Here is a 20,825-nt window from a genome sequence, read left to right as displayed (position 1 = left end):
AGCGTTTCCCAAAACCGGGCGTTTCATGCCCGATGTCCCCGATCACCGCCACCCGGGCGTTCACAGTGGAGATCACACCGTCGTCAGAGCGGGGGCACCGTTGAGCGAGGGACTCACGTTCGCCGATCCGGCGGCCCGGGCCGTTCCCGCCGAGGGCGGCCGCCGGGCCCTGGTCCTTCTCGACGCGCCGGACCCCTCCTCTCAGGAGGCCCCCGCGCGTCCCGACGCCCGCCTGGCGGGCGCGCTGCGCGCCGAGGGCTTCGCCGTCGAGGCCGAGTACGGCCGGGGCGCGCGGTGGGACGGCGAGCGGGTGTGGGAGTTCCTGGGTTCGGCCAGGGAGGACGACCTGCTGCTGATCCGGCTGCCCTCGGACGGCGGCTGGACGTCCAGGCAGCTGGGAGCCATGATCGGCGCGTTCGGCAGGCGGGTCGGCCGGTCACTTGCCACGGCCGTGCTGCTGGTCGTCGACTTCGGCTGGAGCGCCCTGGAGGAGACGGCCTCCCCCGTGCGGCGGCTCGCGGTCGCCGGTGAGCCCAGGATGGCCGCGGCGGCCCTGACACTGACGCTGAAGGTCGGCGAGGCGCCGAGGGGGCCCGCGCGGAGCCTGACGGACGTGATCGCGGAGGGGCTGGCGACCAGGGCCGCCGACCTCGACGGCGACGGCGTGATCACCGTCGGCGAGCTGCACGCCTACGCCCTGGAGCGCTACGCGGCGGCCTGCGCCGCCCGCGTCCCCATCCTGATCGCCTACGGCGCCGTGGCCGACGTCCCGCTGACCGGCGGTCCCGGCCCGGCCCGGGCCGTCCCCGCCGCCCTCGCGCGGGCCGCCGCGGGACTCGGCGGCGCCGTGGCGCCCGCGTCGGGGTTCGAGGTCGTCAGGCGCGTCTACGAGCTGCACCTGAGCGAGGCGGGCAGACGGCTGCTGCGGGTGGCCTCGCTGCTGGCCGAGGACGAGTCGGTCGAGGAGGTCTTCGGCGACGCGTCCGAGCTCGGCCGGTGGGGGCTGCTCGGCGAGCACACCACGTTCGCCCACCCGGACGTGCGGGCCTTCGGCTACTCACGGCTGACGCCCGCCGAGCGCGCGCAGACCTCCGCGCTGCTGCGCCGCAGACGGGCGGGGCTGCGGGCCGTACCGCCGAGGGCCCGGCTGACGGCCGACCGGTGGACCACGCAGGACCAGCTCGGGCACCGGCTCTACGCGGAGGCCGTGGCCGCGTTCGTCAGGCACCCGGAGACCCGGCCCCCGCTCACCATCGGCGTCAAGGGGCCGTGGGGGGCGGGCAAGACCTCCCTGATGCGGATGATCCAGGACCTGCTGGACCCGGGGGCCGCGGGGAACACCCCGGCGAGGATCCACCTGCCGGGAATCGGCCCGCCCGGCGCCCGTGCGGGCAGGACGCCGACCAACGCCGAGGTGCTCGCCCACGCGGGACGGCGCCGGGCGGAGGACGGGGAGGGCGCGGTGCGCGCGGAACCCGGCCACCTTCCCGTACGGCAGGCCGACTGGCGCCCGACCGTCTGGTTCAACCCCTGGATGTACCAGAACGGCGAGCAGGTCTGGGCCGGGCTCGCCCACGAGATCATCAGCCAGGTCACCGAGCGGCTGCCGAGGGCGGAACGGGAGCGTTTCTGGCTGCGGCTCAACCTGGCCAGGATCGACAGGGAGGCGGTCCGGCGGCGCGCCTACCGGCTGGCGCTGACCCGGCTCGCGCCGCCCGCCCTCTGCCTGGTCGCCGGGCTCGTGCTGACCGGCGCGCTGCTGGCGGCCTCGGCGCTGCTGCCCGCCGCCGGAGAGATGATCCGGCACCTCGCCGCCGCCGTCGGCACCGTGGGCTCGGCCGGTGTGCTCGGGGCGGGAGCCGTACGGCTGGCGCGGTTCTTCGGCGAGTCGGCCGACAACGCCTTCGCCGAGCTGGTGCGCAGGCCGGACCCGCTGGCCCGGGACGCGGGCGGGCTCTTCGCCGAGGCCGTGACCGGCCCCGGCTACCGGTCCAGGACCGGGTTCCTGCACCTGGTGCAGACGGACATGCGGCACGTGCTCGACCTGGTCGCCACCGAGGAACGGCCGCTCGTGGTGTTCGTCGACGACCTCGACCGGTGTTCGCCGGGGACGGTCGCGCAGGTCATCGAGGCGATCAACCTGTTCCTCGCCGGTGAGTTCCCCAACTGCGTCTTCGTGCTGGCGATGGAGCCCGAGGCGGTGGTCGCGCACGTCGAGGCCGCCTACCGGGACCTGACGGAGGCGAGGCCCGCCTCCGGGGCCGGGCTGGGGTGGCGGTTCCTGGAGAAGATCGTGCAGCTGCCGCTGAGTGTGCCGCTGCTCGACGACGCCGACCGGCTGCCCGCCTTCGTCCGGGCCCTGCTGGGCGTGCCCGACCCCGCGGAGGGGCAGGACGCGCCGTTCGTCGCGCCGCCGCGCTCCCCCGCCGACCCGCCGATCGCCGACCCGCTGCCCGGCCCGGCGGAGCCGCCGGACCCGGTCCAGGTGAGCCGTCTTGAGGAGGCGATCTGGGCGCTGCGGCCCACGGCCACGACCCTGGACGAGGCGGCGAGGCTGGCGCAGGAGAGGCTGGGCGTCGAGAGCCGCGACATGGTCGGCGGCCTGTCCTCGGCGGCGCGCGAGGCGGCCGACCGGGTCTTCGACGACCTCTACAGCGACGAGAACGCCTACCGGGCGATCGAGTTCGTGCTGCCCGCGCTGACGTTCTCCAACCCACGGCAGATCAAGCGCTATGTGAACGTCTTCCGGTTCTACTCGTTCCTGACCTACCGCCGGGCGCTGGCCGGGGCGGCGCCCGCCTCCGACGCCGAGGTCGCCAAGCTCGCGGCGCTGACCGTCAACTGGCCGCACCTGCTGTCGTCGCTGGTCACCGAGGCCGGGGGGCCGAGCGCGCTGGAGGGCCTCGAAGGCGCCGCGGGCACCGGCGACGACAGGATCTGGGAGCGGGCCGTACGGCAGGCGGGCCTGACGGGCGAGGGCCTCGGCGGCCCCAGGGACTCCTGGGGCGCCGAGCTCGACGCCCTGCGCGAGCTGCTGGCGCGGCCGCACCCGATCGCGGGGCTGGCCCGTCACCTGCTCTGAACGGCTCTCAGGACCCCTTGCCGAGGCGGGGCAGGCGGCGGATGGGCCAGGCGACGACGAGGGCCGCGGCGCAGCCAAGGGCGATCACGGCGGCGGTCAGCAGCATGTCCCTGATGCCGAACAGCGCGCTGGCGGGACCGGCGATCGCCTGACCGAACGGGACGGCCAGGATCGACCCGGCGATCTCGTAGGCCGCCACCCGGTTGAGGCGGTCGGCGGGGATGTGGGTCTGCACGGTCGTGGCCCACTGGACGCCCCAGAACGCCCAGCCGAGGCCGCTGACGCCGTAGCCGAGCATGAGCAGCGGCAGGGAGGGGACCAGCGCCGCCGCCAGCGGCATCAGCGGGAAGAGGAACATGGCGACCGCGCCGCCGAACAGGGGACGGGAGGGGCGCAGCCTGAGCGCGGCCAGCCCGCCGAGGACGCAGCCCGCTCCGAACGCGGCCTCGGCGAAGCCGAACGCCGCCTTGCCGTGCGCGGCGATGATGGAGGCCGCGCCGAGCGGGGTGATCGGCCCCCAGACGAACACCCCCAGCACCCACCAGATCAGGATGACCCCCCACAGCCAGGACCGGGAGCGGAACTCCTTCCAGCCGGTGCGCAGGTTCTGCAGGGTCGTGGCCGACCGGTCGACCTCGAAGGCGGGCAGCCGCAGCGCCACCAGGCAGATCCCGCTGACGGCGAAGGTCGCGGCGTCGATGGCGAACACCCAGCCCGCCGAGGTCACGGCCAGGAGCGTTCCGGCGATGGCGGGACCGGCCATCGTGGACAGGCCCTCGCTCACCTTCAGCACCCCGTTGGCCTGCTGCGGGTCTGCGGCGACCTGCGGCACCAGGCTGGAGACGCCCGGCTGGAACATCGCGGTCGCCATCCCGCCGAGCACCGAGGTGACGATGACGAACCACACCGGCGGATGGCCGAGCCCCAGATAGAGCGCGAGCGAGCCCTGGATCAGAAACCGGGCCGCGTCCGAGCCGATCATCAGCGGGCGGGGGTGGAACCGGTCCGCCAGCACTCCGCCGAACACCACGAAGAGGGCGAAGGCCCCCATCCAGGCGGCCAGTGCGAACCCCGCACCGCTCACCCCGTAGCCGAGGGAGAGCATCGCGACCGAGAGGGCGACCGGGAACATCGCGTCGCCCAGCATCGACACGATGCGGGCGACGAAGTAGAGGCGGAAGTTCCTGGTCCACAGACGGGTAGGGGCCGCGACGGGGGGAAGCACGCGGGCACTGTGTCAGAAACCGGCTATTCCGACAACCCTTTTTCTTGGCGACAAACCACCCATAACCCCTAAGTCGCGCCCCATGTACGGCGGGGCGCGACCGGCCGTCCCGGACTCAGTCTCCGGAGGTGGCCGGGGCGGTGACGTGCCGGGCGATCACCTCGTCGAGCCGGGCGATCGCGGGCCGCCAGTCGGCGGGCGGTTCGTGACAGCGGGTGGCGCTCCTGCCGTGGTACTCCAGGGTGTAGGTGAAGTGGTCGGGGACGTCACAGCCCGCCGTGGAGGACGACCACGTCCTGATACGGTCCAGCCCCTGCCGCAGGGAGCCGAGCTCGGCCGGGGTGAGCCTGAAGGTCCTGGTGGCGCCCGCCGAGCCGCCGCGGGCCAGGCCGTTCCCGTCGACGACGAGCGTCTGACGGATCCCGGCGAAACCGCCGGTCTTCCGGTAGGAGATCGTCCCCCAGGGGGCCTCGGCCGCGCCGCCCCCCGGAACGCCGGCCCGCGCGGGCACCGGGCCCATCGTCGCCGCCGCCAGGATCGCGGCGGCGAGCAGGTGTCTCACCATGACGTCTCCCTTCGTCGATGTGGAACGTTCCATGGTTTCGTCGGGAACCCCGGGACAAGGCTCTCGGCGACGACCGCAGAAGACCATCCGCCGCGCCGGTCACCCCCGGATCGCCGCGAGCGCCAGGACGGCCCCCACCCGAGACCGCGACCCCGCGGACGTGTCGCACGGTGGAGGAGATCCTTCGACGGACCTGCCCGCGGAACGACTCCGCACACCGACCGCCGCCGATCTCCCGGCCGCCCCATACGGCCCCGGCCCTGTTTTCCAGGCGGGAATTCCCCCGGCCGGGGAAAGGCGCGTTTCCCGATGCCCCCGAGTGGCCGAGGCGTCGCCGAAGACGAGATCCGGACCGCACGGCGACCATCGAGTCGCCCGTGGCGAACTGGCGAAACGCCCCGACCGCCCTTCGGATAACCGGCCGCCCGGAATGCCTTTCCGGGCGGGCGAAAATCCGGTCGGATATTCGGGAAAACCGGCCTACCGGAAAGCGTTCCCTCCCCGCCGAAAACGTCATGTCACGAGCCTTCACGGGATCTTTTCACCACCGTGTCGATTACCCACAGTAACAACAGCCAAGCCGAAAGTAAGGAAAAGAGCTGCTTTTACCCCTCTTGCGATGGCCGGATTCGGCGATCTATGGTTCTCCCCGAAAACGACAACCGTTTTCACCGTCGAAAGGAGAACCATGAACACGGATCTCGGCTTCGAGGAGCTGACCTCCGCGGCGGCGCTGCCCGCCTTGCAGGGACCGGGCACCAACGCCCTCGTCCACACACCGTTCGGCTTCGAGGAGCTGGCTCCCGCCACGGCGCTGCCCGCTCTCCAGGGGCCGGGCACCAACGCCCTCGTCCACACCCCCTTCACCTGGAACGCCTGAGTTCCAGAACGGACGGCCCGCTCCCAGTGCGGGCCGTCCGCCCATCCCATCCTTCCCCCTTTGCGAGTCGCGGAGAAGAACAGCCCATGGAGTCCATCACCCCCGGCCACCACCTGTACGTCGGCCCGGACGGGACGTGGCGCTCGTGCGACGAGAACGAGCGGTTCACCCGCCTGACCGGCCGGGCCGACCTGCTCGAACGCATGCGTGAGCAGTCCTACCTTGGTGGGAACGCCCCCGACCTCGAACCGCTGGCCACCGCTCTGCGCGAGCGGGGCGTGCTCACCGACGCTCCCTCCGGGAGCGAGGAGCCGCTTCGGGTGTGCGTGCGCGGGGACGGGCCGGTGGCCGCCGAGACCGTACGGCTGCTCGCCGGCACGGGGAACGCGCTCGCCGTGGACGACCCGGCCGCGGCGGACGCGCTGGTCGAGTGCGCGGGCTGGCTCCCTGACGGGCGTTGGCTGCGCCTCGACGACGACGGCGCCGTCAGGCACCGCTGCCACGTCGAGGGCCGCAGGCTGGTCGTGGGCCCCATGACCGTGCCAGGCCGTACCGCCTCCTACCGGGACCTGCGGGGACGCAGACTCGCCGCGGCGGCGCTGCCCGACGAGTTGGCCGGGCTGTGGACCTACCTCGACGAGGGCGCCGCCGGTACGGTGCCGCTTCCGCCGGTGCCGTGGCCGAACCCCGGCGCGATCGCGGTCGCCGCAGGCCTGCTGGTCAACGACCTGCTGACCTGGTGGACCGGTGACCTGCCCGCCACCGCGGGGCTCCAGCTCGTGGTCGATCCGGCCTCCGGACGGGTCGACCGGCACCCGGTGCTGCCGCTGCCGGTCCGATGAACCGGTTCAACCTGCGGCTGCCCGGCTGGGACGGCACCCTGCTCGCCCTCGACGTCCGCCTGCCGGACCCTTCCTCGTGGCCCGTCCCCACCGTCGTCACCCGCACTCCGTACGGGCGAGGCCGTCACCTGGCGGAGGGGGCGGGGTGGGTCAGCCGCGGCTTCGGCTACGTGGTCCAGGATGTGCGGGGACGCCACGACTCCGACGGCGCCTGGGAGTGCTACCGCAACGAGCGCGGCGACGGCGCCGCCCTGGCCGACTGGATCACCGCCCAGGAGTGGAGCGACGGCCGGCTGGTCGGCTACGGCGGTTCCTACGGCGGGTACACCGCCTGGGCGCTGGCCGTCGAACGCCCCGAGACGGTGCCCGCGGTGGTGAGCATGGGTCCGTCCATGGCGCTGCACCGCACCAAGTTCGAGGACGGCGTGCTGCGGCTGGCCGAGCACGCGGCCTGGTGGCTCGAACGCGCGGACAGCCGTACCAGCAGGGACGGCCTCGCCGCCTTCCTCCTCAAGGAAGGAGACGCGCTGGCCCGTCTGCCGGTGACCGGCCTGCCCGAACGGCTCGGCGTGCGCCTGCCAGGCTGGGCCGGGGTCGTCCTGCGGGGTCCTGACCACCGCCCCGCCGAGGAGATCACCGAGGAGGAGCTGGCCGCGCTGCCCACGGCGGGGCTGCACGTCGGCGGCTGGTACGACCTGCTGGCCGACGAGACCGTCCTGCACTGGCGGACGGTCGGCTCCGCCCGCACCCCGCGCCCCCCGCAGCGGCTGATCATGGGACCGTGGGGGCACGACCTCGCCTTCACCGGACGGACCCGGCACATCGACCGGGAGCACGGCCCCCAGGCGCTGTTCGACCTGGGCGCGGCGCAGGTCGCGTGGATCCGCGCCTGCCTGGCGGGCGAGGACCCCGGCCCTGACATGGTCCTGCCCGTCGGCGGAGCCTCCTGGCGGCCCTGGCCGGCCACGACCCGCGAACGCGTGCTGCACGCCCACCCCGGTAAGGGTGTCGACGAGGTTCCCGGGGACGGCTCGCCCGATGGAAGTCTTGAGGAGGTCCCCGGGATCGGTCCGGCCGGCGCCTTCGTGTACGACCCGGCCGACCCGTGTCCGTCCCTGGCCCCCGGCACCGACCGCCGCGCCCTGGACGGGCGGCCCGACATCCTGCGCTTCAGCACTCCGCCGCTGACCGCGCCGCTGTCGTTCACCTCGGTCGCCGTCCACCTGGACGTCACCGCCTCGGCCCCCGACGCCGACTGGATCGTACGGCTCGCCGAGCACACCGTGGACGACCAGGTGTTCGAGCTGGCCAGGGGCAGGGCGGCGAGTTCGGGACGTCTGGCGCTCAGCCCGGTCTGGGCGTGCCTGCCCGCCGGGTCCCGGCTCCGCCTGGAGATCACCGGCAGCGACTTCCCGCGCCTGGCCCGCTCCCTCGGCACCGGCGCCGACCGCCACACGACCACCGCGACGGCCCCCGTCCGCCAACGGGTCCGCGCCGCCCGCCTGGTCCTGGAGACCCCGAGAAGCCCGCAAGACCTGGAGAACGCGTGAACAACCCGGAAGACCTGCTGGTCGACTCCCGTACCGGCGTGCTGACCGCGCTGGAACCACAGCCCCGCCGCCCCGGCCTGCCCCGCTGGTGGACCGGATACGGCGCCGCCGTCGCCGACACCCGGCGGTTCGCCCCCTGGACCGCCGACCGGCACGGGTTCGGCGCGACCGTCGGCGACCCGTCGCACGCCCGCGCCGCGGCGCTCGGGGAGGCCGTCGAACGCTACTGCGGCAACGCCGTCCCCTCCGGGCTCACCGTCTCCTCCTGGCGTGACCTGACCGAGGCGGCCCTGGACCCGGAGACGATCCCGCTGTACTCGGCCGCCCAGTACCGCGAACCCGGTTTCCCCTTCGTCCCGTTCACCCGGGACCTGCCGGTCGCCTGGACTCCGGCGCGGGACATGCGTGACGGCTCCCGGATGCTGGTTCCCGCGTCCCTGGTCTGGCTCGACTACTTTCACGGTCCTCGTGCCGCCGAGCCGCCGACCCACGCCCTGCCGTACTCGGGTATCGCCACCGGGCGCGGCCGGGAGCACGCGGAGCGGGCGGCCCTTGAGGAGCTGTTCGAGCGGGACGCCACCACGATCTGGTGGTCGAGCGGAGCCGCCTGCGAGGCCGTGGCCGATCCGGAGACGGTCACCGCGGCCCTCGGCGACGGGAGACAGGAACCACGGGTCCGGCTGCTGGCCGTACCGTCACCGTTCGGTGTGCCGGTGATGGCGGCCTTCCTTGAGGACCTCGCCGGCGGGATCGTGGCCTTCGGCGGCGCCTGCCGGGCCACTCCCCGTGAGGCGGCGGCGAAGGCGCTGGTCGAGGCCTTCGGCCTGTACTCCCTGACGCTCCAGCTCGCCGACCCGCGGGGCGCGGTGTGGCAGGCCGTGGCCGCCGGAGTGCTTGAGGAGCACGTGTTCCGGCCCTACCGGGCCGACCGTTCCTACCGGGACGCCTTCCGCCCGGACTACCGCGACCTGACCGACCTGCCCGCCGTCGCGCAGCTCTACCTCGACCCGCGCATGCAGGGCGAACCTCTGGCCCGGCTGCGCGCGGCTCCCGGCCCCCACCTGGACGACCTGCCCCCGGCCGACGCGGCGAGCTATCTCGACCGGCTGGCAGGGGCCGGGCTCACCGCCTACAGCGTGGACCTGACCACCCCCGACGTGGCCGCGGCGGGGTTGTGCGTGGTGCGGGTCCTGGTGCCCGGCCTGGTGGGAAACGCCCCACCGGCCTTCCCTCTGCGCGGCGGCGGACGCCTGTACGAGGTGCCGGAAAAGCTCGGCCTCACCTCCCGCGTCCTGGACGAGGACGACCTGTTCCCCCACCCTCTCCCCCTGGCCTGACATGACTGCTCCCACCGCCCTGGAAACAGGGGCGTACTCCTCGCTGCTCGACTCCCGCACCGGGATCGTCCGCTCCCTGGTCCGCTCCGCCACTCCCGGCCATCTACCCGCCTCGTTCGAGCTGGTCACCGCGGTGCTCTCGGACACCAACAGGTTCGGCCCGTGGCCCTGCGACTCCGCGGGTGCCGGATACGCCTTCGCCGACCCGCAGGCCGCGCGCGGCGCGGCGTTCGGCGAAGCCGCGGAGCGCTACTGCGGCAACCTCGTCCCTCCCCGGCTGGTCCTGGCCTCCCACGCCGACCTGACCGCCCAGGGGGCCCGTGCCCTCGACCCCGAGGACCTGGCGCTGTACTCCCCCGCCCAGCACGCCGCCCCCGGTTTCCCCCTGGCGCCGTTCACCCGTGACCTGCCGGTCGAATGGACGGAGGCGGTCGACCTGCTCGACGGCCGGGGGACGCTCGTGCCGGCGGGGCTGGTGTGGGTGTCGTACTTCTCCGCCGACGTCACCCCGCCGACGCCCCGCGTCAACCCGGTCATCCAGGCCGGACTGGCCGCCGGGCCGACGCGTGGGTACGCCGTCCGGGGCGCCCTGTACGAGATCGCCGAGCGCGACGCCATGACGCTGGCCTGGCACGGGCGGGCCGGGCTGCGCGCCCTGACCCCGCCGCCCTGGCTGGCCGACTTCGCCACCGGGCCGCTGCGGCGGCTGCACGTGCGTTTCCTCGGCTTCCCCACCGCCACCGGTCTGCACGTGACCGGTGCGCTGGTCCGCGACCGGGAGACCGGCCATCTCACTCTCGGCATGGGCGTACGGCGCGAGGCCCAGGAGGCGATGGTCAAGGCCTACGGCGAGGCGTTGCAGTTGCAGTTGTTCACCGCCGGGCTCGACGACCCCGCGGGGCCGTACTGCCAGGTGGCCGCCGACCCGCGCAGTCCCCTGAAGCCGTGGCGGGCCGACCGTGCCTACGGCTCGTCCTACCGGTCCGACCTGGCCGACGTCGTGGACTACGGCTGCCACCTCCAGCTGTACCTCGACCCGGCCGTCCAGGAGGAGTTCGAGGAGGAGCTCGCCGAGGCGCTGGCCGAGCACGTGCCCGCCCGGGCGGTGCCACCACCCGGGGACACCCGCGAGCTGGCCGTACGGCTGGGCCGTCAGGCGCTGTGCGCCGAGGTGACCACCCCGGACGTGCGGGAGGCGGGCCTGCGCGTGGTGCGGGTCGTGGTGCCCGGCACCTACTCCAACACCGCGGCCGGGCTGCCGTTCCTCGGCGGCACCCGGCTGGCGGAGACCCTGGGCGGCCGTCCCCGCCGTCGCCTGCCTCTGCCCCACTAGAGAGAGTCTCCCTTGGCCTCCTCCCGTCTCATCTCCGTGCGACGCCACCCGCTGGCGGTGGCGCTGCTGCTGGTCGCGGTCCCGCTCGCGATGGTGGCCGCCGTCAGCCTCGGCGCCGTCGACCTGCCCGCCGCGGATGTGTGGCACACGGTCGTCGCCCACCTGACGACCGGGCGGCGTCCCGCGGACGTCAGCGGCATCGACGACGAGATCATCTGGAACTCCCGGGCCCCGAGGACCGTCCTGGCCCTCGTCGCCGGGGCCGGGCTCGCCGTCGCCGGAGCCGTGCTGCAGGCGGTGGTGCGCAACCCGCTGGCCGACCCCTACGTCCTGGGGGTCGCCTCGGGGGCGTCGCTGGCCGCGGTCGCGGTCATCACCCTGGGCGGCGTCGCCGGGCTCGGCGTGCCGGGGGCGGCCTTCGTGGGGGCGTGCGCCACGCTCGCCCTGGTGCTGCTGCTCGGCAGCAGGCGCGGCACCCTGGCGCCGACCCGGCTGATCCTGGCCGGGGTCGCCCTGTCCTACCTGCTGCAGGGGGCCACCGGCTACCTCCAGTTGCGCGCCCAGCCCGGTCAGCTCTCCGGCATCCTGTTCTGGCTGCTCGGCTCGGTCTCCGGCGCGGGCTGGGACGACCTGACCGCGCCGTGCGCGGTGGTCGTGGCCTGTACGGCGTGGCTGACGGCGCAGGGCAAACGGCTCAACGCGATGCTGCTCGGCGACGAGACGGCCGCCATGCTCGGCGTCGCCGTGCACCGGTTCCGATTGACGCTGCTGGCCGTCGCCGCGCTGTTGACGGCGGCCGTCATCTCGGTCGCCGGGGGCATCGCGTTCGTCGGGCTGATCGTGCCGCACACCGTACGGCTGCTCGCGGGCCCCGACCATCGCCGCGCCCTGCCGCTGGTCGCGCTGGGCGGCGGCCTGTTCCTGGTCCTCGCCGACCTGGCCGCCCGCATCCTGTCACCGCCACTCGAACTTCCGCTCGGCATCCTGACCGCCGCGATCGGTGCGCCGTTCTTCCTGTGGCTGCTGCGCAGGGAAGGGGCGGTGTCCTGATGCGAGTGGAGGTCACCGGCCTGAACCTGCCGCTCGGCGGGGTCGAGGGGGTCGCGCTGCGGGTCGAGCCCGGCGAGTTCGTCGGACTCATCGGCCCGAACGGCAGCGGCAAGTCCACGCTGCTGCGCGCGCTGTACCGGGCGCTGCGTCCGGACGACGGCACGGTGCTGGTCGGCGGAGACGACGTGTGGCGAGCCCTGACGGCCCGTGAGTCCGCCGGGCGGATCTCCGTCGTGGCCCAGCACGGCGGGGACGGCTTCGACTTCACCGTCGCCGAACTCGTGGCCACCGGCCGTACCCCGCACCGGACCTCGCCCTCGGCCGACCGGGAGATCGTCACCGCCGCCCTCGAACGGGTCGGGATGACCGGTATGGCCGAGCGCCTGTACTCGACGCTGTCCGGAGGGGAACGGCAGCGGGCGCTGCTGGCCCGCGCCGTGGCCCAGCGGGGCGCCCTGCTCGTGCTGGACGAGCCGACCAACCATCTCGACGTCAACGCGCAGTTCGAGCTGCTCGGCCTGGTCCGTTCCCTGGGCGTGACGACGCTGGCGGCGCTGCACGAGCTGAACCTCGCCGCCGCCTACTGCGACCGGCTCTACGTACTTGAGGCGGGCCGGGTCGTCGCCCACGGCTCCCCCGGCGAGGTGCTGACCCCGGCCCTGCTCGCCGAGGTGTTCGGGGTCCGCTCCCACCTGGGCGTCAACCCGCTCACCGGCCGGCCGAACCTCACCTTCGCCCCGTTGAAGGACACCCTCAAGGAAACTGGAGACCCCCGATGAGAACGCCACGAACGGCCCTGTGCGCCCTGGCCCTCCTCGCCCTGTCGGCGGGCTGCGGCGCCGGCCCCGCCACATCCGCCGCCCCCTCGGCTCCGCGCGGTGAGGGCGTCTTCCCCGCCCAGGTCGTCAACTGCGGGCGGAGTGTCCAGGTGGACAGCCGGCCGAAGCGGATCGTGTCGTTCTTCCCGTCCAACACCGAGTTGCTGCTCGCCCTGGGGGTCAAGGACCGGCTCGCGGGCCAGGTGTGGGCCGGCCAGTCGGCGCCGAAGCCGGCCTACGCCGCCGACTACGCCGGGGTCAAGGTCCTGTCCGGGGGTGAGGTGTCGAAGGAGACGCTGCTGGCCGCCCGTCCCGACTTCATCCTGGCCGACGGGGAGTACAACTTCGACGGCAGGAAGCTGCCAACCATCGCCGAACTGGCCGCGCTGGGCGTGCCCGTCTACGTCGACGCCGCGTTCTGCCCGGGGACCACCGGCTCGGCGACCCTCGCCGACATCGGGCGCGACCTCGACGCCCTCGGCGGGCTGCTCGGCGTGCCCGGACAGGCCGCAGGCGCCAAACGCGACGTCACCAGGGCCCTTGACGGCCTGCGTCGCCGCCTCGACGGACACGCCCCGGTGCGCACCGCCATGGTGCAGGTCTTCGACAGGCAGCTGTACGGCCTGGCGGGCGGCCTGTACTCCGACATCCTGCGCGTCGCGGGCGGCGCCAACGTGCTCGACGGGCTGATCCCCCCGGGCAAGAACTTCGACGTCGTCTCCGTGGAGGCCGTCGCCAAGGCCGACCCGGAGACGATCGTCTACCACTACACCGACGAGGCCGACCGCGCCTCGGCCGAGAAGTGGCTGCGTGAGCACCTGGGGCAGACCAGGGCGGTCAGGAACAGCCGCCTGGTCGCCACGCCCGCCGCCGACTACTCGGGGCTGCGTGCCGTTGACGGCGCCCAGACGATCGCCCGCGCCCTGCACCCGGACGTGTTCTGATGCGCCGTTACCTCGCCGCCCGGATCATCTCGTGGGCCGGGTCGTCGATCACCCTTGTCGCGTTGCCGATGCTGCTCTACCAGCGCACCGGTGACGCCGCCCTGACCGGCCTGCTCACCGCCATGGAGGCGGTCCCCTATCTGCTGCTCGGCCTGCCCGCGGGGGCGCTCGCCGACCGGTGGGACCGCCGCCGTGTGCTGACCCTCACCAGTCTGCTCAGCGCGCTGCTGGTGGCGAGTGTCCCGCTGGCCGCCGCGCTGGGGCTGCTCACCACGCCGCACCTGTTCGTCGTGGCCGCGGCGACCGCCTCGTCCTTCGTGTTCTTCGACGCCGCCGCGTTCGGCGCGCTGCCCGCGCTGGTCGGGCGGGAGGGGGTGGCCAGGGCGACCGGCGTCCTGATGACCTGGAGCACCCTGGTCTCGCTCGTCGGCCCCGCCCTGGCGGGGGTGTTGGTCGCCGCGACCGGCGCGGCCCCGGCGATGGGGCTGGACGCGCTGAGCTACGTGGCGGCGGCGCTGCTGCTGGCCCGGCTGCCGCCGGCCAAGCCGGGGCCCAGGCCTCGCCGTGATCTGCGCGCCGAGGTCCTCGACGGCGTCCGCTACATCCGCGCCCACCCGGTGGTCGGGCCGCTGACCTTCCTCGGCGTCGGCAACAGCCTCGCCGAGGGGGCCGTGATGGGGCTGCTGGTCGTCGTGGCGGTCCAACGGCTCGGCCTCGGGCCCGCCGATCCGGCGATCGGCCTGCTGTTCGCCGCGACGGCGGCCGGCGCCATGGCCGCGGGCCTGGCCGTACCCCGGCTGCGGCTGCGTTTCGGCACCCCCGCGATCTCCCTCACCTCGTTGACGGCCGTGGGGATGCTGCTGGTGGTGTGGGCCCTGACCGAGCACCTGGTCGTGGGGCTGGCGGTGCTGGCCGTCTGGCAGGCGGCCAACAGCCTGGTCAGCCTGAACGGCATCATCGAACGGCAGGAGCGGACCCCCGACCACCTCCAGGGCAGGGTCAACACCACCGCCAGAATGATCGCCTGGGGCGGGCAGCCCGCGGGAGCCGCCCTCGCCGGGCTCCTGGCCGAGCTGACCTCTCCCCGTACGGCCCTGCTGACGACGGCGGTGGCCGTACTGCTGTCGCTTCTCCTGCCTCCGGCACGTGCCCTGGCCCGGCAGGCTCCCTTGGCGTCGCGGGACTGAACGAGGATTCCGGCCATGATGGAAATCCTCCGGCTGGAAGCATCCCCGACTAGTCCCATAAAGTGCAGATTTCGGGCCATATCAGGAAAATTCTGCATCGAGTCGAGCAGCCCATATTCCTCTTTACGGAAATATTGATCTTGTTATATTTTGATATTAAGACCGGTATTCCTCGGGGGCGGGTCATCCAGTGACGGATACAGACGAGGACATATGGCCAAACAGCTCGTACGGTGGGAGATCGACGGCGGAACGGTGGTCGTCGAAACGGACGAGGAGTACGTCACGGACTGGGTCCCGGTCTCCTCGACCGGTGACCGGGTCATCTACGACGCGAGACAACGCTTCGAAGAGGCCCTCAAACACGTCAGGGGCGCGGCGGAGACCGCCCTGAGGACCTTCCGTGAGAGCGCGATCGGCCCGGACGAGGTCGAGGTCGAGTTCGGCGTGAAGCTGGGCACGGAGGCGGGGGCCGTCATCGCCAAGGCGTCCGTCGAGGGGAACCTCACCGTCAGGGTCAAGTGGTCGGGGACGCACAACCACGAGCACCGCGGATGAGCCGTGCTCACCACGTGGCGGGCCCGGATCACCGGGAAACGTGACCGGTCACTGGTCACGGGCGCGGGCGTCCTGGTGGACGCCGGGCACCTGCTGACCTGCGCGCACCTCGTGTGGGGCTGCTCGGACCTCACCGTCAGCTTCGTGCAGACGGGCCGGGGAGACCTCCAGAACATCCCCGTGGGCGTCTCGTACACGGGTCCCTGGCGACGTCCCGGAGACCCCGGCGACATCGCCGTTCTCGAACTGCCCGAAAAGGTCGATCTCTCTCCGGCCAGGTTCTCTCTCCGGCCCGGCACCGCCGCCGAGTTGAACGCTCACGGTTTTCCGAGGGACGCGGGTCCTTTCGGATCGGTTCTCCGGCTACGGGTGACCTCCTCACACGGAATCGGTGAATGGCTGCACATCGAGGCCGCCACGGGTCACGCGGAGTTTCCCCGGGAGGGGTTCAGCGGTTCCGGCGTATACGAGGAAAACAGCGGCGAGGTCCTCGGCGTGATCTCGGACGCCTCACACACCGAGAGCCGTCGCACCGGCCGCATGATTCCCGTCGAGACGATCCGCCGCCACTGGGAGGACATCGACGACCTCCTCGACCTCCCCTGGCTGTCCAGGGACGCGCGGGTCCGGCTGCGGGCGGTCGTCCACGGCGCCGGGACCGGCGCCGACCTCACGGAACTGGTCATGGGGACCTTTCCCGGCATTCCCCGGCCGAGGGACCTCCGCTCCCCGTGGGACGCCATCAGGTTCGTCGCCGAGGAGCTCCGCGCGGAACCTCACGGAGACGACCGGCTCACCAGGATCGTCACCGCCCTGTCCACGCGGCTGACCGGCCCCGGTGTCCGGGCCGGGCTGCAGGAGTGGCTCAGGACCGCCCCGAGCTCTCCCCCGCCGGGGGAGGAGGCCACCGGTCCCGCCTTCTTCCTCTCCTCCTGCGCCGAGGACGCCGCCTACGCGGAGCGGCTCGGCGAGTACCTGCGTCTCCAGGGGGTGCCCGTGTGGCACGACGCCCATGTGAGGTGGGGCGACGACTCCGTCGAGGAGACCAGGCGGCGCATCTCCCAGGCCCTGGGCGTCATCGTGCTCGTCTCACCCGACGCCGAGAGATCCAGCCGGGTGATCGGAGAGGTCCTGGAGGGCCAGCGGCGCAACCGCAGGTTCTTCCCCGTCCTCCTGCGCGGGGAACCCCTCTACATCCTCGGCGCCACCCGGCACTGTGACGCCCGCGACGGCGCGATGCCCGGCGAGGACTACCTGCGCGTCCTGCGGGAGGTCCGTGACGCGGCCACCGGGACGGCTCCCCCGCCACCCGCAGAACCGCCTCGGAGAGCACCGTCCTGGGAGGCACCGCCTCGAAGGACACCGCCCAGGGCGCCGATCCCGGTTCCACACGTCACCGGCAGGGCCTCGGTAAGGAAACTCACCTCCCTCCTGGACGGCGGCGGCCTCGAACACGCCGACATCTGGACGACGACCCTTCTCCTCGACGCCGCCGGACGTCTCGGGGACGGCTGGATGCGCCGGCTCGACGGAGAGCTCCTGCCGTACGGCCTGCTGGAGGAGGTGGACGCGGTCTGGGCCCGCTCCATGGGCGGGACGCAGGGGTTCGGGGCGCAGCTGGCCCGCTACGGCGGCCCTCCCCCGGGTACGCCCGCCGGGCACGCCGGTGACTTCTTCGCACTGGCCGACGCCCTCGGCTGGCGCAGGGGCCGTCAGGCGACGCCGAGATACGGGGAGTTCGTGCCGCCGGAGCCGCTCCCCGCGGGTTTCTTCCCCACGCTGCGCAACCCGCAGCTCGAACACCACCGAGGCTGGCACGACCAGTGGAGGCAGACGGCGATGGCGGTCCATCTACGACTGAGGAAGATGAGAGGGCGGCGATGATGTCCGGGCTCGTCGTCAAGCTCTCCAAGGGAGAGATCGGCATCGTCCGCCGCAGGGTCGGCCGGATACACCCGGAGGACGAGGGCCGCGAGATCCGCGTCCAGGAGACCTCCCCGGGCGTCCAGGCGGCGGTCCTGCAGTCGGACCGCATCCACGTGCTGCCGGGTGTCCTGTACGAGGTCACGGTGGTCAGGCGGACCGAGGTGCCGCTCGGGACGATCGGCGTCGTCGTGGCCAGGGACGGCGCCCCGCCCTCCCCCGTCAGGAACCTCGCCCCGCACGTCGAGTGCCGTGACTTCCAGGACGGCGTGGCGTTCCTGCGCAACGGCGGAACGCGGGGCAGGCAGCCCGGAGTCCTGCGGGGCGGCGCCTCCTACGCCATCAACACGGAGCTGTTCGAAGTGATCACCGTGAACACCCCCGTGGAGGGCAGGCACGGCCTCACCGACGACGACCTCAGGGAGATCACCATTCCGGAGGGCACCACCGGGGTCGTGGTGGTCCGTGAGGGCGAACCCGCGGGAGAGGAGGAGGGGGCGCTCGGCCGCCGGGTGCCGGGGCACGCGAGCTTCCAGCTCCCCACGGTCTTCCTGGACGGCGGGGGACAGCGGGGGGTGCAGGAGGAGACCCTCGGCGGCGGCGACTACCGGATCAACCCCTGGTTCGCCAGGGTCGTGCAGATCCCCACCCGGGTCCTCGTCCTCGACTGGAAGAGGCCGGAGCAGAAACGGCCGACCAACCTGGACTCCTCACTGGACCAGATCCGGATCAACGTCGAGGGCTACTGGGTGCGCTTCGACATGAGCCAGACCATCCAGATCCCGGCCAGAGCCGCCCCCGTGCTGGTCAGCCGGGTCGGCGAGCAGAAGACCGCCCAGGACGACCCCCCGGTGCGGCGGTTCATCGACAAGGTCCTGGCCCAGACGGTCGAGAGCTACTTCCAGCGCGCGGCGGCGGGCCGCCTGACCCTCGACTTCCTCGACAGTCCCGAGCCGATCCGGCTCGAACTCGCCGGGCAGGTGCGCGAGGCGCTCGGCGACTGGCAGGTCACCGCGATCAGCACCACCATCGGCGAGTTCGAGCCCGAGGACACGACCATCCACGAGCTGCGCAAGGCCAACGTCGAGGCGCGCACCCGGAAGCAGCGGCTCCAGCACGAGAACGAGAACGCCGACATCGAGGAGGAGATCAACCGGAAGCGGATCAGGACCGAGCGGGAACGCCGCAGGCTGGAGGCCGTCATCCTTGAGGAGCAGGTCCGGCTCCTCGGCGCCGACCACGTCGCCATGGAGCGGTTCATGTCCCACCTCAAGGAGATAGGCGTGCCGACCTACGTCGGCGGCAACGCGGAGGGAATCCTGCAGTACATGCCGCTCCAGGTCGCGCAGGAGGTGATCAGCACCGCGCTGAACGGCCCACGGCGGCCGGAGATCGCCCGGGGACCGTCGGGAGGCCGCGTCGAGGCCGAGTTGAAGCGGGCCCTGACCGACCAGCGCTCGGCGTTGCTGGCCGACATGGGCGGTGAGCCGCCCCTCGAACAGCGCGTCGTCCTCTGTCTCGGGCGGGAGGACGACCACGCCGACGTCCGGGACGCCCTCGACCGGTTCGTCCGGTCCTGCGGATGGACCGTCGCCGGGGAGTCCGAGCCCGTCACCGACCCGTGGTTCCAGACGGTCACGATCAGGGCGGCGGACGCGGGCAGGGCCGCCACCTCCGAGGAGCTGGAGGCCGAGCTGCGCCGCGCCACGGACCGGGAGGCCCCCGGCTCGGACCTCGCGGCGGAGCTGGTCGAGGTCCTGGAGGGCACGACGCCGGCCGTACTGCTCGTCGGGCCGGTCCTGCTCGCCGCGGCCGGCGGGGAGCACGCCGTGCTCCGCCTGGGGCACCGGCAGCTCAGCCACCTCATCCGCAGGCCCGGCCGGCTGCTCACCGAGCCGCTTGCCGTCGTCGCGGAGCTCCGCGCAAGCGGCGGGGGCGCCGGATGACCGCCTACGGCATCGACCTCGGGACCACCTATTCCTGCATCGCCCGGGTGGACGAGACCGGCAGGCCCACGGTGCTGCGCAGTCTGGAGGGCACCGACACCGTCCCGTCCGTGGTGTTCTTCGAGTCGGCGGACAACGTGGTGGTCGGCGCGGCCGCCAGGGACGGCTCCGTCCTGGAACCCGGCCTGGCGGTCAGCCTGATCAAGCGGGAGATGGCGCACGGCACCCCGCACAGGAGACACGGCAGGACCTACACCCCCGAGGAGATCTCGGCGTTCATCCTCAGGAAACTGGCCGAGGACGCCCAGGTCGCGACCGGGGAGGCCGTGCGCGACGTGGTGATCACCGTCCCGGCCGACTTCGGCGCGGCCGAGCGCGACGCCACCCGCAAGGCGGGCGAGATCGCCGGGCTCACCGTCGTGGACATCATCTCCGAGCCCGTGGCCGCCGCCATCACCTACGGTCTGCTCAACCCGGAACTCGACCGCACGATCCTCGTCTACGACCTGGGCGGCGGCACCTTCGACACCACGGTCATCACGCTCAGGGGCGGGAGCATCAAGGTGGTCTGCACCGACGGCCACCGCGAGCTGGGCGGCACCGACTGGGACGAACGGCTGATGGAGCACCTCGTCGAGGAGTTCACCCTGGAGCACCCCGACGTCGGCAGTCCGCTGGACGACCCGCAGGCCGAACAACAGCTCCGGGTCGACGCCGAGGCCCTGAAGAGGACCCTCTCGTCGAGGAACCGGCACGTCGTGCGGGTCGCCCACGAGGGCAGGGTCGCCAGGGTCGAGTTCACCAGGGAGACCCTTGAGGAGCTGACCAGGGACCTTCTCGACCGCACCGTGGAGATCACCAGGCGGACGATGGAGACGGCGGCGGCCAAGGGGGTGCGCGACTACGACCAGTTCATCCTGGTGGGCGGCTCCACGAAGATGCCCGCCGTCGCCGAGGCGCTGCGGCGGGCGTTCGGGGTCCCGGTCCTGATCCAGGACCCCGACCTCGCGGTCGCCAAGGGGGCCGCGCTGTACGCCTTCGAGGAGACCTACCGGCGCCTGCTGCGCTCGGGCGACCACGCCGGGGCCGAGGCGGTCGCCGCCCAGGCCGGGCTGACGGCGGAGCGGCGGGAGCTGATCGAGAACACGACGATCAGGACGGTCGCCTCCCGAGGCTTCGGCATCGTCCTGACCGGCGGAAACAGCGAGACACCGCACGTGCTCCACCTCGTGCACGCCAACGACCCCCTGCCCACGTCCGTGACGGAGGAGTTCTACACCGTCGTCCCCGACCAGGCCGTGGTCACCGTCGAGATCGTGGAGCAGGCGGGAGCCGCCGAGTCGCCGCGCCTCGACGACAACGTCAGGATCGCCACCGGGCAGCTGCCGATCCCGCCGGGCAAGCCGAGGGGCTGGCCGATCGAGGTCGCCTTCGACCTGGACTCCTCGGGCCTGCTGCACGTGACCGCCAGGGAACGGGAGACCGGCGAACGGCTCGACCTGCGGGTCCAGATAGGAGGCATGTCCGAGGAGAAGGTCGCGGAGTCCCGCACATGGCTGTCCCAGGTGCGGGTCGGCTAGGCGGC

Annotated in this window: 16 protein-coding genes; 14 read left to right on the top strand and 2 right to left on the bottom strand. The window is 72.9% G+C overall.

Annotated features, from left to right (window positions below; genetic code table 11):
* Nucleotides 1-100: 100 nt before the first annotated feature.
* Nucleotides 101-3,082, top strand: a complete 2,982-nt coding sequence (locus tag ABT340_RS02755; protein ID WP_352008906.1) for a KAP family P-loop NTPase fold protein — start codon at nucleotides 101-103, stop codon at nucleotides 3,080-3,082.
* 7 nt (nucleotides 3,083-3,089) lie between these two features.
* Here the strand turns inward: ABT340_RS02755 and ABT340_RS02750 are convergent, their stop codons facing one another.
* The gene (locus tag ABT340_RS02750) at nucleotides 3,090-4,307 is read right to left on the bottom strand and encodes an MFS transporter (RefSeq protein WP_352008905.1); all 1,218 of its coding nucleotides are present in this window, start codon (nucleotides 4,305-4,307) and stop codon (nucleotides 3,090-3,092) included.
* Nucleotides 4,308-4,422: 115 nt separating this feature from the next.
* Nucleotides 4,423-4,872: a hypothetical protein gene (locus ABT340_RS02745; RefSeq protein WP_352008904.1), complete on the bottom strand. Its 450-nt coding sequence runs from the start codon at nucleotides 4,870-4,872 to the stop codon at nucleotides 4,423-4,425.
* Nucleotides 4,873-5,560: 688 nt separating this feature from the next.
* Here ABT340_RS02745 and ABT340_RS02740 point away from each other — a divergent pair.
* From ABT340_RS02740 to ABT340_RS02680, 13 genes are all read left to right on the top strand, one after another.
* Nucleotides 5,561-5,752: a streptamidine-related RiPP repeat protein gene (locus tag ABT340_RS02740; RefSeq protein WP_352008903.1), complete on the top strand. Its 192-nt coding sequence runs from the start codon at nucleotides 5,561-5,563 to the stop codon at nucleotides 5,750-5,752.
* 86 nt (nucleotides 5,753-5,838) lie between these two features.
* Nucleotides 5,839-6,594, top strand: a complete 756-nt coding sequence (locus tag ABT340_RS02735) for a hypothetical protein (RefSeq protein WP_352008902.1) — start codon at nucleotides 5,839-5,841, stop codon at nucleotides 6,592-6,594.
* Entirely contained in the window at nucleotides 6,591-8,144 is a 1,554-nt protein-coding gene (locus tag ABT340_RS02730; RefSeq protein ID WP_352008901.1) for a CocE/NonD family hydrolase, read from the top strand. The genes ABT340_RS02735 and ABT340_RS02730 overlap by 4 nt, the downstream gene beginning before the upstream one ends.
* Complete coding sequence (locus ABT340_RS02725) at nucleotides 8,141-9,481, top strand: YcaO-like family protein (RefSeq protein WP_352008900.1); 1,341 nt, start codon at nucleotides 8,141-8,143, stop codon at nucleotides 9,479-9,481. The genes ABT340_RS02730 and ABT340_RS02725 overlap by 4 nt, the downstream gene beginning before the upstream one ends.
* A gap of 1 nt (nucleotide 9,482) precedes the next feature.
* Nucleotides 9,483-10,814: a YcaO-like family protein gene (locus ABT340_RS02720; RefSeq protein WP_352008899.1), complete on the top strand. Its 1,332-nt coding sequence runs from the start codon at nucleotides 9,483-9,485 to the stop codon at nucleotides 10,812-10,814.
* A 36-nt stretch (nucleotides 10,815-10,850) separates the two neighbouring features.
* A complete protein-coding gene (locus ABT340_RS02715) occupies nucleotides 10,851-11,864 on the top strand; it encodes a FecCD family ABC transporter permease (RefSeq protein WP_352008898.1) in 1,014 nt (337 codons plus the stop codon).
* Entirely contained in the window at nucleotides 11,864-12,643 is a 780-nt protein-coding gene (locus ABT340_RS02710; RefSeq protein WP_352008897.1) for an ABC transporter ATP-binding protein, read from the top strand. The genes ABT340_RS02715 and ABT340_RS02710 overlap by 1 nt, the downstream gene beginning before the upstream one ends.
* The gene (locus tag ABT340_RS02705; RefSeq protein WP_352008896.1) at nucleotides 12,640-13,626 is read left to right on the top strand and encodes an ABC transporter substrate-binding protein; all 987 of its coding nucleotides are present in this window, start codon (nucleotides 12,640-12,642) and stop codon (nucleotides 13,624-13,626) included. Before ABT340_RS02710 ends, ABT340_RS02705 begins: the two co-directional genes overlap by 4 nt.
* Nucleotides 13,626-14,813 carry an MFS transporter gene (locus ABT340_RS02700; protein ID WP_352008895.1) on the top strand — a complete coding sequence of 396 codons (1,188 nt, stop codon included), beginning with the start codon at nucleotides 13,626-13,628 and terminating at the stop codon, nucleotides 14,811-14,813. The genes ABT340_RS02705 and ABT340_RS02700 overlap by 1 nt, the downstream gene beginning before the upstream one ends.
* 213 nt (nucleotides 14,814-15,026) lie before the next feature.
* Nucleotides 15,027-15,371, top strand: a complete 345-nt coding sequence (locus tag ABT340_RS02695; protein WP_352008894.1) for a CU044_2847 family protein — start codon at nucleotides 15,027-15,029, stop codon at nucleotides 15,369-15,371.
* A 3-nt stretch (nucleotides 15,372-15,374) separates the two neighbouring features.
* Complete coding sequence (locus ABT340_RS02690) at nucleotides 15,375-17,255, top strand: TIR domain-containing protein (RefSeq protein ID WP_352008893.1); 1,881 nt, start codon at nucleotides 15,375-15,377, stop codon at nucleotides 17,253-17,255.
* A complete protein-coding gene (locus ABT340_RS02685; RefSeq protein WP_352008892.1) occupies nucleotides 17,252-19,240 on the top strand; it encodes an SPFH domain-containing protein in 1,989 nt (662 codons plus the stop codon). The genes ABT340_RS02690 and ABT340_RS02685 overlap by 4 nt, the downstream gene beginning before the upstream one ends.
* A complete protein-coding gene (locus ABT340_RS02680; RefSeq protein WP_352008891.1) occupies nucleotides 19,237-20,820 on the top strand; it encodes an Hsp70 family protein in 1,584 nt (527 codons plus the stop codon). Before ABT340_RS02685 ends, ABT340_RS02680 begins: the two co-directional genes overlap by 4 nt.
* Nucleotides 20,821-20,825: the final 5 nt, after the last annotated feature.

Source organism: Streptosporangium sp. NPDC000239 (assembly GCF_040300765.1).
Lineage (GTDB): Bacteria > Actinomycetota > Actinomycetes > Streptosporangiales > Streptosporangiaceae > Streptosporangium.
The sequence above is the reverse complement of the archived record's forward strand: the minus strand, read 5'-3'. Positions and strand labels throughout refer to the sequence as shown.